13 protein-coding genes are annotated in these 12,979 nt (G+C 71.7%); 9 read left to right on the top strand and 4 right to left on the bottom strand.

Annotated features, from left to right (window positions below; translation table 11 throughout):
* Positions 1-20 precede the first annotated feature (20 nt).
* Together AB1578_06680 and AB1578_06675 are read left to right on the top strand one after the other, a co-directional pair.
* Positions 21-893, top strand: coding sequence for a lysophospholipid acyltransferase family protein (locus AB1578_06680; protein MEW6487584.1), 873 nt, complete (start codon positions 21-23; stop codon positions 891-893).
* Positions 894-919: 26 nt separating this feature from the next.
* Positions 920-1,552: a hypothetical protein gene (locus AB1578_06675; GenBank protein ID MEW6487583.1), complete on the top strand. Its 633-nt coding sequence runs from the start codon at positions 920-922 to the stop codon at positions 1,550-1,552.
* An 18-nt stretch (positions 1,553-1,570) separates the two neighbouring features.
* Here AB1578_06675 and AB1578_06670 read toward each other — a convergent pair whose 3' ends face one another.
* From AB1578_06670 to AB1578_06660, 3 genes are read right to left on the bottom strand one after another with little or no spacing between them, the layout of a single operon-like run.
* Positions 1,571-1,696, bottom strand: coding sequence for a hypothetical protein (locus AB1578_06670; protein ID MEW6487582.1), 126 nt, complete (start codon positions 1,694-1,696; stop codon positions 1,571-1,573).
* A complete protein-coding gene (locus tag AB1578_06665; protein MEW6487581.1) occupies positions 1,693-2,133 on the bottom strand; it encodes a hypothetical protein in 441 nt (146 codons plus the stop codon). The genes AB1578_06670 and AB1578_06665 overlap by 4 nt, the downstream gene beginning before the upstream one ends.
* The gene (locus AB1578_06660; GenBank protein MEW6487580.1) at positions 2,130-2,906 is read right to left on the bottom strand and encodes an enoyl-CoA hydratase; all 777 of its coding nucleotides are present in this window, start codon (positions 2,904-2,906) and stop codon (positions 2,130-2,132) included. Before AB1578_06660 ends, AB1578_06665 begins: the two co-directional genes overlap by 4 nt.
* A 25-nt stretch (positions 2,907-2,931) precedes the next feature.
* Here AB1578_06660 and AB1578_06655 point away from each other — a divergent pair, with 25 nt between their 5' ends.
* The 7 genes from AB1578_06655 (at position 2,932) to AB1578_06625 (ending at position 12,249) form a co-directional block, all read left to right on the top strand.
* The gene (locus AB1578_06655) at positions 2,932-3,933 is read left to right on the top strand and encodes a CopD family protein (GenBank protein ID MEW6487579.1); all 1,002 of its coding nucleotides are present in this window, start codon (positions 2,932-2,934) and stop codon (positions 3,931-3,933) included.
* 134 nt (positions 3,934-4,067) lie between these two features.
* Entirely contained in the window at positions 4,068-5,423 is a 1,356-nt protein-coding gene (locus AB1578_06650; GenBank protein MEW6487578.1) for an aspartate aminotransferase family protein, read from the top strand.
* 262 nt (positions 5,424-5,685) lie between these two features.
* Positions 5,686-6,687, top strand: coding sequence for an ABC transporter substrate binding protein (locus tag AB1578_06645; GenBank protein MEW6487577.1), 1,002 nt, complete (start codon positions 5,686-5,688; stop codon positions 6,685-6,687).
* Position 6,688: 1 nt separating this feature from the next.
* Positions 6,689-8,287 (top strand): ATP-binding protein, encoded by a 1,599-nt coding sequence (locus tag AB1578_06640; protein ID MEW6487576.1) that lies wholly within the window; start codon positions 6,689-6,691, stop codon positions 8,285-8,287.
* Complete coding sequence (locus AB1578_06635; GenBank protein MEW6487575.1) at positions 8,284-8,838, top strand: response regulator; 555 nt, start codon at positions 8,284-8,286, stop codon at positions 8,836-8,838. The genes AB1578_06640 and AB1578_06635 overlap by 4 nt, the downstream gene beginning before the upstream one ends.
* A gap of 296 nt (positions 8,839-9,134) precedes the next feature.
* Positions 9,135-11,054: a TonB-dependent receptor gene (locus AB1578_06630; GenBank protein MEW6487574.1), complete on the top strand. Its 1,920-nt coding sequence runs from the start codon at positions 9,135-9,137 to the stop codon at positions 11,052-11,054.
* A gap of 391 nt (positions 11,055-11,445) precedes the next feature.
* Positions 11,446-12,249 carry a radical SAM protein gene (locus AB1578_06625; GenBank protein MEW6487573.1) on the top strand — a complete coding sequence of 268 codons (804 nt, stop codon included), beginning with the start codon at positions 11,446-11,448 and terminating at the stop codon, positions 12,247-12,249.
* On the opposite strand, the gene AB1578_06620 is transcribed toward AB1578_06625, so the two are convergent.
* The coding region (locus tag AB1578_06620; protein ID MEW6487572.1) for a 2-dehydropantoate 2-reductase at positions 12,194-12,979 on the bottom strand (786 nt) is incomplete at its 5' end. The two genes, AB1578_06625 and AB1578_06620, sit on opposite strands and share 56 nt — an antisense overlap.

The raw sequence follows: 12,979 nt of genomic DNA, 5'->3' as shown, positions 1-12,979 counted from the left end.
GATTGGGTACGGGGTAGGGGATGACACGCCTGGATGGTCTGGGGCGCAGCCTCGTTGGTGTATACTGCCTGCCGCTTCCCGCAACCCTCCCCGGGACCACCCGCATGGCCCTGGCCGACCACGACACCTATCGGACCCCGCCAGACCGCCCGCGCTCGCTCCTGGCGCGGCTGTCGCCGTGGCCCGAGCTCGCCTTCTACCCGCCGGTGCTCCGGATCGTGCTGCGCTCCGGACGCCAGGCGGTTCGGGGGGCGTACGACGCCGAGGCCTGGGTACGGGCGAGTCTGGGAATCGTACGGGCGATGGAAGCGGTGGGCATGCGACTCACGGTGGAGGGGATGGACCACGTGCGCGGGCTCGGCGGCCCGGCCGTGTTCGTGGGCAACCACATGAGCACCCTGGAGACCTTCGTCCTCCCCTCCATTCTCCAGCCGGTGCGCCCGGTCACCTTCGTGGTCAAGGACACCCTGCTGCGCTACCCGGTGTTCGGGCCCGTCCTGCGCTCGCGGGACCCCATCGCGGTGGGCCGGGACAACCCCCGGGAGGACCTGCGGGCCGTGCTCGACGGGGGACGGGACCGGCTCTCCCGGGGGATCTCGATCATCATCTTCCCGCAAGGGATTCGTTCCCCGGCCTTCGATCCGGCGCAGTTCAACTCCATTGGGGTCAAGCTCGCCGCCCGGGCCGGGGTGCCGGTGGTGCCCCTGGCGCTGCGCACCGATGCCTGGGGCAGCGGGCGCTGGCTCAAGGACTTCGGCCGTGTGGACCCTTCCCTGCCGGTGCGCTTCCGGTTCGGGGCTCCCCTGCCCCCGGAAGACAAGGGCACCCAGGCGGCGGTGGTCCGGTTCATCGAGGAAAACCTGGCCGCGTGGGGCGGTCTGGAGGACCGGTGAGGACGCGGCAGAGGGGATGCCGTGGGGTGCACGTTCGGCTGGCGGCGGCCGCCCTGCTCGTGGCCGTCGCGGCTGCGGCGGCTGCCGCCGTCGTGGACCAGTCCCAGCCCGTGACGGACCGCAGCGCGCTCCCCTTCGTGGTGGGCGGCCCAACGAACCAGGTGCTGTCCCAGACGGTCACCGCGGGGGTTTCCGCCCGCCTCTCGGCCGTGCGGCTGCCCGTGGGATGCCTCTCGGGCACCCTCACCCTCCAGGTGCAGGAGGTGAGCGCCGGCCTGCCCTCGGGTGCCGCGGTGGCCTCCCAGTCCCTCCCCGCGGCGAGCCTGCCGCCCCCGCCGCCGGAGGTGGGCTTTCGCACCATCGCCATACCCGGCACGCCGTTTTTCGAGGCCGGGGAGCGGTTTGCCCTGGTTCTCCGCTCCACCGGCACCTGCGAGGTGGCGGCGGGCCCCCTGGGCGACGCCTACCCGGGCGGGGAGGCCGTCTTCCAGGACCGCGCCCTGGGTCCTTCCGGGTGGCTGCCCCTGGGCCCGCGCGCGGACCTCCCGTTCCAAACCCTCGTGGAGGCCGACACCGACCGGCCGTTTCCTCCGTTTCCCGAGGACCGCACCACGGGCTTCGTCTCGGTTCGGTGCTTCTTGGCGGCGCTGGGCCCGTAGGCCGCGCCGTCGGGGAACCTACCGTTCGAAGGTGGCCTCCACCACGAGGGCCTTTCCGTGGGGCATGGCGAGGAGGGGCACGTCGGCCGCCTGCGAAGCAGCGGCGAGGAGGACCGCAAGCAGAAGGCCCGCCAGGACCCTCACCGCGCGGCCCTCCACTCGGCCCAGAAGACGCGGCTGCCCCACAGGAGCGCCACTCCCACCGAGCAGTAGAGGAGCCCGAGCATAGCCCGAGGCACCTCGCTGCGCCGCAGGATCACGCCCAGGCCCATCATGGCGAGGACGAAGAGCCACGTCTTCCACGAGAGGAACCCCCCCAGACAGGTACCGTCGCCCCGCACGGCAATTCGGCGGGCGATCCGGCGGGCCGTCGCCTCCAGGGCGAACCGCCCCTTGAAGAACCCCAGGAGCAGGGCAGCCGCCAGAATGGCCGCGGGCCACAGGGCCGGCGCCCGGAGCGACCAGACCACCCCCGCCCCGGTGAGCCCCGCCCCCACCCCGGTCCAGAGCGCCGCCGCCAGGAAGACCTGGGTGCGGGCCCGGGCGGCGGGCTTCCAGCGCCGAAGGCGGCCGGGGATCACCGCCCCTTCCACTCGGGCTTTCGCTTCTCCAGGAAGGCGCAGATGCCTTCCTGGGCGTCGGCGGCCAGGGCGTTGAGGCTCATCACCTCCTTGGCGTAGGCGTAGGCCTGGGGCTGGGGCTGGTCGGCCTGGGCGTAGAAGGCCTGCTTGCCGAGGCCGAGCACCAGCGGGCTCGCGGCCGCGACCTTGCGGGCCAGGGCCAGGGTGTCGTCGGCCAGGGCCGCGGGGGAGACCACCTTGTTCACCAGGCCGAAGGCCCGGGCCTCGTGGGCGTCGAGATACTCGCCGGTGAGCAGCATCTCCAGGGCCTTCTTGCGCCCCACGGCCCGTGTCAGGGGGACCATGGGGGTGGAGCAGAAGAGGCCGATCTTCACGCCGGGGGTGGCAAACCGGGCCCCCTCCTCGGCTACCGCGAGGTCGCAGGTGGCCACGAGCTGGCACCCCGCGGCTGTGGCGATGCCGTGCACCTGGGCGATCACCGGCTGGGGAAGCGCCTGCACGGCGTCCATCATCCGGGTGCAGGTGTCGAAGATGCGGCGGTAGGCTGGAAGGTCGCGCCCGGTCATCTCCCCCAGGTCGTGTCCGGCGCAAAAAGCTGGCCCAGCGCCCCGGATGACCAGCGCCCCCACCCCCGGGTCAGCCCCCACCTCGGCCAGGGCGGCCAGGACTTCCTCCATCAGGTGGAGCGAGAGGGAGTTGCGCTTGGCGGGGCGGTTCAGGGTGAGGACGGCCACTTCGCCGTCGCGGTCGAGGGTCAGATCGGCATAGCTCATGGCGCCTCCTCGGGGAAAGCGGGACATGCCGGCAAGCTACCACGGCGCCTCGGGATGCGTAAACCGGCCCACGGTTGCGACCGGAACGTCCAAGTGCTACAAGTCGGCGGTCATTCTCGACGGAGGCATCATGGGAAGGCTCCCGCCGCTCCTCTTCGCGCTGCTCGTCTGCGCCCTCCTGCTGTCTGCCGGGGCCGGCGTCTCCTCCGCCACGGACGAGTACGCCGACCGCACGGGCCAGGACTGCGACGCGTGCCACCGAGACCCCTCCGGCGGGGGCCCCCTGACTCCCCTGGGCGAGGCCTTTGCCGCAGGGGGAGGCCAGTGGCCGATCCCGGAGACCGTGCGGGTGCGCTCGCTCTCCGCCGGAACCAAGGTGCTTCGCTTTTTTCTCGGTTTCGTGCACCTGACCACCGCCGTGATGTGGTTCGGCACCATCTTCTACGTGCACGTGGTGCTGCGGCCCAAGTATGCCTTGGGAGGGCTGCCCCGCACCGAGATGCGCATCGCCTGGGCGTCGGTGCTCCTCCTGGCGGCAACCGGGGTGCCCCTGACGAAACTGCGCTTCCAGACCCCCGCCAACCTCATCGCGAGCGCGTCGGGGCAGCTCCTCCTGGTCAAGATCGGGCTGTTCCTCTTCCTGGTGGCGTCGGCCGCGGTCGCCACCCTCGTCATCAGTCCCAGGTTGAAGAAGCTTCGGGCGGGGTGGCAGGCCAATGACGGGCGCGAAGGCCGGCCCTCCTGGGTCAAGGTGGGCGACCGGATCTACGACGTCACCAAGAGCCCGCGCTGGAAAGACGGAAGCCACTTTCGCCGCCACCAGGCCGGGCAGGACCTGGAAGAGGCCCTGGCCGGAGCCCCCCACGGTGCCGAGAAGCTCGATGGCTTCCCCGCGCACCCCGCACAGGGGGAGGAGGGCGACCGGGCCAGCGAGCCCGTGGTGCGCGTCTTCTACGTGATGGCCTACGTCAACCTCTTCGTCGCCCTGGGCGTGCTGATCATCATCTCCCTGTGGCGGTGGGGATGAGGATGGGCGCGTTGCGCGTGGCGGGTTGCACGTTGTAGTACACTCGCGTGGGTCGGTTGATCGCGAACGCAACTCGCGAGAACCCCCCCGGCTTCTTCTCCAACGAGCAACGCGCAACCCGCAACGGACCACCCATGAACCTCTTCGAGACCTACCGTCGCCTCACCCCCACATCCGAGGCCTTGCACCGGAGGGCCTCGGAGCTCTTTCCGGGGGGCATCTGCCACAACGTCCGGGCGTTTCGGCCCCATCCCGTGTACCCGGCCCGGGCGGCGGGGGCCCGGTTCACCGACGTGGACGGCAATACCTACCTGGACCTGTGGATGGGGCACTACGCCCTGATCTTCGGGCACGCCTTCCCCGAGGTGCGGGAAGCCCTGGCGCGCACCCTGGAGGGGGGGTGGCACTGGGGCATGCCCTCCCAGCTCCAGATCGCGCTCGCCGAGCGCCTCCGGGACGCCTCCCCCTCCCTGGAGGAGATGCGCTTTTGCACCACCGGCACCGAGGCCGCCATGTACGCCGTGCGCCTGGCCCGGGGCTTCACGGGGCGCCCGTGGATCCTCAAGGCGGAGGGGGGGTGGCACGGGGCCTCCACCGACCTCTCCTACGCGGGGAGCGCGCCCTTCCTGGGTCCGGAGGGCCCGGGCCAGCGGGCCCCCCGGGAGCAGGGGGTCGACGTCATCCCCTTCAACCACGTGGAAGGGGCTCTCCGGGTGGCGGAGCGCCACCGGGGGGAGCTCGCGGGGATCATCGTGGAGCCCCTCCTGGGCGCCGGGGGCTTCCTGCCCGCCCGGCCCGAGTACCTGACGGCGCTTCGCGAGGTGTGCGACGAGGAGGGGGCGGTCCTCATCTTCGACGAGATCATCACGGGCTTCCGCTTTCGCTACGGTACCCTGGCCGACCATTACGGCGTGCGGCCCGACCTCACCACCCTGGGGAAGATCGCCGGCGGCGGGCTTCCGCTGGGGGTGTACGGCGGCCGGCGGGAGATCCTCGAGGTCGCCAACCCCCAGGCGTATCCCCAACCGGGCCAGGCCCCTCTCCCGGATCGCCCGGTGCTGGTGGGCGGGGGAACCTTTTCCTGCAACCCCCTCTCCATGGCCGCGAGCCTGGCTACCCTGGAAGCCCTCTCCCGGGCCGGCGAGGGGTTCTACACCACACTGGAGCGCCGGGGCGAGGCGCTGCGCCGGGGCATCGAGGAGCGCTTCCGGGCGGCAGGTCTCCCGGCCGCGTGCACCGGCGCAGGCAGCCTCGTCATGACCCACGTCCTGCGGGGCGACGACGGCCTCCTCGAGAGCTCCGCGGACGTGGCTGCCAAGACCCGCTCCGAGGTCAAGGACCGGGAGCTTCGGATCGCGCTGCTCAACCAGGGAGTCTTCGCCGTGCACGGGGGCGGGGCCCTCTCGGCCGCCCACGGCGACGAGGAGATGGCCGCCCTCCTCGACGCCTACGAGCGGGCTGCCCACGCGCTCGCGGCGGAGCTTCGCTGAGGAGGGGAGGGCGGGTCCGCGGTCCCCCCCCAGGGCAGCCCAGAGTCCCCAAGAAAATCGCTATCGCTATCGGGATCGCTATCGAAATCGAAATCGCTATCGAAATCGAAATCGATCCCGATCCCGATCGAGGAATGGCAGGAGGAGGAGCGTCGCTTCGAGGGTTTGGGAGGAGCGCCGCGAGTCCGGAAGCCCAGAGGGTTCGCGGTTCCGGGGGACCTGAATTGCCCGGGTGAGGCGGAGAAACGGCGGCGGGGGACGGATGGCGCAGCGCAAGACCGCAGGGAGGCAGGGGCACGGGCTCGCGGGGGCGAGCGCCCTTCGGGCGCTGCGCCTGCTGGTCTGCGCCCTCGCGGTCCTCGCGCTGTCGGCGGTGCCCGCCCGGGCCGCCGAGATCCTCGCCGTGCTCAGCGCCCGGCTGCCCCCCTACGAGCAGGCCCTGGCGGAGTTCCGCACCCAGCTCTCGCGCCTGCCGGCCGCCGGGCCCAAGGCCATCGAGCCCCACACCTACACCGAGCTCGTCCTCACGGAAGCCGGCCCCCAGGGGCTGGCCCGTGCCCTTCGGGACCGGCGGCCCGCGCTGGTCCTGGCCCTCGGGCGCAGCGCGCTCCTGGCCGCCGCCGAACTGCCCCAGCGCCCCCCCACGCCGCTCCTCCATCTTCTGGCTCCCGGGGTGCCCCCCGAGGTGCGGGCCCGGCCCGACGTGACCGGCGTCGACCTCGACGTCGCCCCGGCCGCCACCCTGGCGGTCCTGCGCACGATCCTCCCCAACCTGCGCCGGGTGGGCCTCGTCTACGATCCCCAACGCACCGGCGCTCTGGTGGACCAGGCTCGGGCGGCCGCCCGGGAGGCGGGGCTCGAGCTCACGGCCCTCCCCGTGGGGGAGAGCCGCGAGGTGCCCTCCCGCCTGGGCGAGCTCGCCGGCCGGGTGGACCTGCTGTGGCTCCTGCCCGACCTCACCGTTGCTACCCCCGATGGGACGGCCTCCTTCGTCCAGATTTCCCAGCGTCACCGCGTCCCGGTGCTGGCCTTCTCCCGGCCCTACGCGGAGCGGGGGGCGACCCTGACCATTGCCGCCGAGCCCGGGGGCATGGCCGCCCAGGCCGCGCGGCTCGCCCGGCGCCTCCTGGCCGGGGAGTCCCCCCGGAGGGCCGTTCCCGAGGCGCCGGTTCTTCTGTCGGTGACCGCAAACCGCGCCGTGGCGGCCAAACTCGGCCTCGAGCTGGTCCGCCCGGCTTCCCTGCACTTCGAGTGGCTAGAGTAGCATGAAACCACTGGGCCTCCGGGCCGGCCCCGATCTGGGGCTTCGCATCTCGCTGTCCGTCGCGGCGCTCCTGACGGCCCTCACGGTCTGCCTGGGGGCCCTCGCGGTGCAGGCCCAGCGCAGTCTCCTTCTGTACCATGCGCAGGACGCCGGCCAGGTGGTAGCGGCCCTCGTTTCCCAGGGCGCTCGCCTGGCCCTCTTCGCGGAAGACCGCGCCGGGCTGCGCCGGGAGCTGGCGGAGGCCCTGCTCCACGACTACGTGCTGGAGGCCTGCGCCCTGGACCGGAGCGGGGGGCTCCTGGCCCGGGTGGGCCGGGCCGAGGCAGCCGAGGCGGCCTGCGGCCTGGGTCCGAAACCCGCGTCGGTCCTGGATCCCCCGGAGCGTCCCGGGCGCCTCGAGGGCCCGGATTCGTTCACCTTCTGGGCGCCGGTGCTCACGGCCGTTCCCCCCGGGTCCGAGGACGCGCTCTACTACCCGCCGGAGCCCGAGCCCCCGGGGGCCGTGGTGGGGTACGCCGCCGTGCGCTTCTCCAAGGCGCCGGTGCGCGAGGGTATGCACCAGATCCTGGTGCGAACCGCCCTGGCGGGGATCGTCTTCCTCCTCCTGGGGGCGGCGGTGGCCCACCGGCTCATCCGGGCGGCCACCCGGCCCCTGCGGGAGCTCACCGAGACCGTGCGGGCCCGGGGGGTTCCGGTGAGCGAGCCCCGAGACGACGTGAGCCTGCTCCGGGGCGCCTACTCGGGCTTGGTGGAGTCCCTCGACCGGGCCTTCGGGGACCTTCAGTCCCTGCGCCAGGACCTGGAGCAGCGGGTCGAGGCCCGCACCGCCGAGCTCCGGGAGGCCCGGGACCGCCTGGAGGAGCGGGTGGCCGAGCGCACGGCCCAGCTCGAAGAGACCTACCGCCAGCTTGTCCATGCTGAAAAGCTCAGCGCCACAGGCCGCCTGGCTGCCTCGGTGGCCCACGAGTTCAACAACCCGGTCTTCGGCATCCGAAACGTGCTCCGGGGGCTTCTGGCCTCCCCCGCCCTGGGCACCGAGGACCGGGAGCTCGCCGAGATGGCCGTGGCGGAATGCGACCGCCTGCGCCGGCTGGTGCGCGACCTCCAGAGCTTCAGCCGGCCCTCCTCCGGGCGCGCCGAGCCCGTGGACCTGCGGCGCGCCGTGGATGCCATGGTGCTGCTGTGCGCCAAGGAGTTCGGCCGGAAGAAGATCGCGGTGGAGGTCGATTTCGCCCATGACGTACCCCCCGTGCGTGGGGTAGAAGATCAGCTCAAGCAGGTGGTCTTGAACCTGCTCACCAACGCGGGGGACGCCGTGGGGGACGAGGGGGGGACCGTCCGCGTCCGGGCCGAGCGGCGGGGCGCCGAGGTGGCGCTGCGGGTGGAGGACACAGGCCGGGGCATCCTTCCGGAGCACCGGGAGCGGATCTTCGACCCCTTCTTCACCACCAAGCCGGCGGTCAAGGGCACCGGCCTGGGCCTCTCGGTCTCCTACGGCATCGTCCGGCGCCACGGGGGCCGGATCGAGGTCGCAAGCGAGCCCGGCAGGGGCGCGGCCTTCACCGTCACCCTGCCCATCGAGGGAGCGAGCCAGCCGTGACGCGAAAGAAGATCCTCCTGGTGGACGACGAGCCCCTGGCCCTGCGCACGCTGGCCCGGGTGCTCGCCGCCGCGGGGTACGAGGTGACGGCCCTGGAGAGCGGGGCCGAGGCCGTGGAGAGGCTTCGGAGGGAGCGCTTCGACGTGGTGGTCACGGACCTCGTGATGGAGGAGGTGGGGGGCGTCGCGGTGCTCCGGGAGGCCAAGGAGCGCGACCCCGACGCCTGCGTGGTCATCGTCTCGGGGTACTGCGACGTGGACTCGGCCATCGACGCCCTGCGGCTGGGGGCCGAGGACTACCTGGCCAAGCCCTTCGACTACGACGAGCTCCTCCTGCGGGTGGCCCGCTGCGCCGAGAAGCGCGACCTGCGCCGCAAGCTCAAGCTCTACGAAGACATCCTCCCGGTGTGCGCCGGCTGCCGCCGCATCCGCGACGACGCCGGCGTCGAACCCGGCTCCGGCCCCTGGATGCCCCTGGAGGAGTACCTGGTGCGCAAGGCGGGGGTCCAGGTCTCCCACGGCTGCTGCGCCGAGTGCGCACGGAAGCTGTAGGTACCCTCGCGAACCCCGGGCCACAGGCAAGTGACGAACGGCTCCCCGTTGCGGCTTCCCTTCCAAATCGACATCGAAATCGCGATCGGACTCGACGTCGATTTCGATATCGATTTCGATTTGGACCGCGTGTCCACGTGCCCCACGCCTGCCCTGGGGGTACCGCGGCAGACGAGCCGCCTATTGCATCTCTCGGTTTGGATTGATTCCGGCCCCGGAAGTCTGTTAAGTTTCCCGCCCGTGTTGCCGGGGAACTGCCCCCGACGGAACGTTCCCTTCCTTGCCAGGAGGACCCCGTGACGCCTTTGCGCTCCCTGCGCGCCGCCTGTCTCTTCGCCCTCCTGTGCCTCCCGGCGCCTGCTTTCGCCGCGCCCGGCGACCCCTTCGAGCACCTCTACTTCTCCGGCGACGAGCTCGTGGAGTCGGCCACCCGCAGCCCCAAGCCCCTCTCCCAGGTGGCCGAGAACGTGGCGGTGGTCACCGCCGCCGAGATCCGCGACATGAACGCCCACACCCTGGCGGAGGTGCTAAACCGGGTTACGGGGGTGTTCGTGCAGCCCTTCGGTGTTCACTTCGGAACCATCGTGCTGCCCCACATCCAGGGGTCGGGGGGCAGCCGCCCACCTCTCCTGGACGAGCGCCATGTGACCGTGGTCGTGGACGGCGTCCCCTGGAACGCCCTCAATGGCGGATCGGCCGTCGAGGCGATCCCCGTCGGCATCATCGAGCGGATCGAGATCATCAAGGGTCCTGCATCCTCCTCCTGGGGCTCGTCGCTGGGCGGGGTCATCAATGTGTTCACCAAGAGAGCGGGAGGCTCGGCCGTGCCCTCGGGGGAAGTCGCGGCGTCCTACGGAGAGCGCGACGCCTTCGACGGCCGGGCGGAGGTGGCCGGGGGGCTCGGCCCCACGGGGTACTACTTCCAGGGTCAACGGCAGCGGGCGGATTGGCCCAAGACGGGGGGCTTCGAGTCCCGAAACGGGTTTGGTAAGGTCCAGGCTCAGCTTGGGCCCCGGGCGCACCTGACCGTGAGCGGCGCCTACACGGAACCCGAGGTGGATCTGGGGCGGCTCGAAAGCAACGGTGTCCTCGCTCGGGACGAGTTTCGTTCCGCCTTTGGGAGGGTCGCTGCCGATGCTCAGCTTGCCAACGACGCCAGCCTGCACGTTTCTGCTTTTCGCCGCGATTACCGTCAGGGCCAGCTGGCCTGGGGTGACGGCACGTGGGCGCCCGAAGGCGAGTTCCTCCTGGAAAGGGTCAATGACGAGACCCAGTATGGAGTCCAGGGGCGGCTGGCCTGGGCGGTGGGCCGCCATGCGCTGGTGCTGGGGGCGGACTACCGCCGAGGCGAGCTCACGGTGAGCGACCGCTTTGGCGAGTTCCTGGACGGCGGCGGCTTTCGGGTAGACCCCACCATCGACCTCTGGGGGGTGTACTTCAACGACACGATTCGCCTCGGGCCGGTGGCGGTCACCCCGGGCGTCCGCTTCGACGACAGCACCCGGTCCGGTTCGTTCACCAGCCCCAGCCTGGGCGCTGCCTGGCGGGCGGCCCCCGGCACGGTGGTTCGGGCCTCCGTCGCTCGCGGCTTTGCGAGCCCCCCCTTGGCCGCCCTGTCCGGTGGAGGCCTGGCTCTCGACCCCAATCCCGACCTGGATCCCGAACAGATCTGGTCCTATCAGGCCGGCGCCGAGACCGCGATGTCCGGCTTCGCCTGGTTGAAGGCCACGGTCTTTCGGCACGAAGCGAAGGATTCCATGGAGCTCGATGAGTCCCCCATTACCCCCGGGAACCTCATCTTCGTGAATCGAGGCCGGGTCTGGCGCACCGGCTTCGAGGCCGAAGCGGAGACCGCCGCCTGGCGCGGCTTGTCCAGCCAGGCCGGATTTGCGTTCGTGCGCATCGAGAAGTCGGGGGTGGGGGGAGAGCAGGACCAGCACCAGGTCAACCTGGGGCTCCACTACCGGGCGGCATCCTGGAGGGCCCAGTTGTTCGGCCACTACGTGTGGTGGGACCTTGGGCCGGGTTTCGAGGAAGGAAGGCACAATGACTTCCTCTGGGACCTAAACGCCTCCAAGACGTTCGTCTTCCTTTCGCGCATCGAGACCGACCTCTTCCTCACCGTGCACAACCTCTTCGACGGGGATCAGGAGACCGACACCGATCGGGAGACCACCGGCCGGTGGGTCGAAGCCGGGGCCCGCGTGCGTTTCTGACACGAGAGCGATCAGCGCAGCAGGCGGCAATCTCGTGGGGAGGTTCCAGTCTCTCTCCGGTTTTCCAGAGCACCTGCCGATCCACCTCACATTCGGAGGTGATGGCGACCCTTGCCAGAAGGAGGAACGACATGGGAGAGGACGTGGTCGAAATTCTGGAGGAAGGGCTGGAGGTGGAGGAGGTAGCCCAGGCGGCTGCCTGCTGTTCGACCGGTCCCTCGGCGTTCAAGACCGGGCCGGAAACGTGACGGAAGCGCAGGCACATCGGGCCGTGCGTCATTCCGTATCGAGCTAGCGCTCGGCGGTGGTCCTATCCCCTTACGTGGTGCCGCTTCCGGATCCGGGCCGACCGGATCGCTGCCTCCTCTTCGCCACGCGCAAGGGAGCGCCGGTGCGGGTGTCGCAGGACCTGTGGCGGCGTCTCCGGGGCGGAGAGGTTCCGGAAGCGGCGGCTGAGCCCCTGGCGCGGGCCGGCATCCTCGTGGCCGACGCCGAAGCAGAGCGCCGCCGGGTGCTCGGCTACCTGGAAGCCGTGAACCTGGCCGATCCCGGGGTGACCGCTGCGGTCTTCCTCGGCCTCGCCTGCAACTTCGCCTGTCCCTACTGCTACGAGAAGCCCCTGGGCCGGGCCGGAGCCATGGAAGAGGCCACCGCCGAACGGCTGTGCGACTTCCTCCTCGGGCGGCTCCGCCCCGGCAAGAAGCTCCTCACGGTGGACTTCTACGGCGGAGAGCCGCTCCTCTACCTGCCCCTGCTCCGCCGCATCACCCGGGCGCTCCAGGCGGGCGCCGCTGCCCGGGGAGCCCGGTTCCGCTTCACCCTCGTGACCAACGGCTCGCTCCTTACCCGACAGGTGGTGGAGGAGCTCCGGCCCCTGGGCCTCGCCTCGGCAAAGGTCACCCTCGACGGCCCGCCCCCTGTCCACGACCGAAGCCGCCCCCTGCGGTCCGGAAGGGGGAGCTTTGGGGCGATCCTGCGCAACCTCAAGGAAGTAGCCGGTGCGGTGCCCCTCGGGATCGGGGGCAACTACGCGCAAATCAGGAGGGGGGAAGCACCGTGGGAGCCGCGGGGCTCCGATCCGCACCCCCTCTCCCCCGAGCGGGGGAGAGGGTTGATGTCAGGGGGCCTTCAACCCGACACTAACCCCGAAACCCCGCTTCCAGGGCTTTCACGAGCCGGGTCAGAGTGCGGTTGACGGGGGTGGGGACGGCGCGGCGCTCTCCCTCCCGGACCACGGCGCCGTTGATGAAGTCGATCTCGGTGGGGCGCCGGGCGTCCACGTCCTGGCCCATGCTGGCGCGGTTGGCGCCGGTGGCCCGGGCTACGGCGAGGACCGCCTCGACCAGGGCCGTGGGGTCCCCTAGGTTGACCCCGGCGGCGCGGGCCACGGCCGCCGCCTCGCGCACCGCGTCGGAGAGCACTGCGGCGGCCTCCGGGATCTCGGGGATCCGGCCGTTGCGGTGCCCCGTGAGGGCGGCCACCGCGTTGATGCCGCAGTTCACCGCGAGCTTGCGCCACACGGCGGGCCAGGGGTCGGCCACGGCCCGGGCAGGAAGCCCGGCGCCGGAGAGGGCCGCGGCGAAGGGCTCCGGGTCGGGGCTTTGAGGGCCGAAGGGTCCGAGCAGCGTCTCGCCGGTGCCCCCGTGGCGGACCTCGCCGGGGGAGAGGAGCGTCGCCCCCTGGGCGGTGACCCCCACCAGGAGGCGCTCCGCCCCCAGGGCCCGGGCGAGCACGTCCGCGGCCCCCAGGCCGTTCTGGAGGGTGAGGACCGCGGTGCGGGGCCCCAGGAGCGGACCCAGGGAGCCCGCCGCCGAGGCCGTGTGGGGGGCCTTCACCATCACGAGCACGAGGTCCGCGGGCCCGGCGGCCGCCGGGTCGGAGACGGCCCGGACCGGCACGTCGCGAGTCTGCCCGCCCTCCCGCAG

Source organism: Thermodesulfobacteriota bacterium, from assembly GCA_040756475.1.
Taxonomy (GTDB): Bacteria; Desulfobacterota; Deferrisomatia; order Deferrisomatales; family JACRMM01; genus JBFLZB01.
The sequence above is the reverse complement of the archived record's forward strand: the minus strand, read 5'-3'. Positions and strand labels throughout refer to the sequence as shown.

Bases quoted from the DNA above. Each gene is read 5' to 3' on its own strand.
- AB1578_06645 (MEW6487577.1), top strand. From the start codon at position 5,686: ATGGCGCAGCGCAAGACCGCAGGGAGGCAGGGGCACGGGCTCGCGGGG.
- AB1578_06655 (MEW6487579.1), top strand. From the start codon at position 2,932: ATGCCGGCAAGCTACCACGGCGCCTCGGGATGCGTAAACCGGCCCACG.
- AB1578_06640 (MEW6487576.1), top strand. From the start codon at position 6,689: ATGAAACCACTGGGCCTCCGGGCCGGCCCCGATCTGGGGCTTCGCATC.
- AB1578_06680 (MEW6487584.1), top strand. From the start codon at position 21: ATGACACGCCTGGATGGTCTGGGGCGCAGCCTCGTTGGTGTATACTGC.
- AB1578_06660 (MEW6487580.1), bottom strand. From the start codon at position 2,906: ATGAGCTATGCCGATCTGACCCTCGACCGCGACGGCGAAGTGGCCGTC.
- AB1578_06650 (MEW6487578.1), top strand. From the start codon at position 4,068: ATGAACCTCTTCGAGACCTACCGTCGCCTCACCCCCACATCCGAGGCC.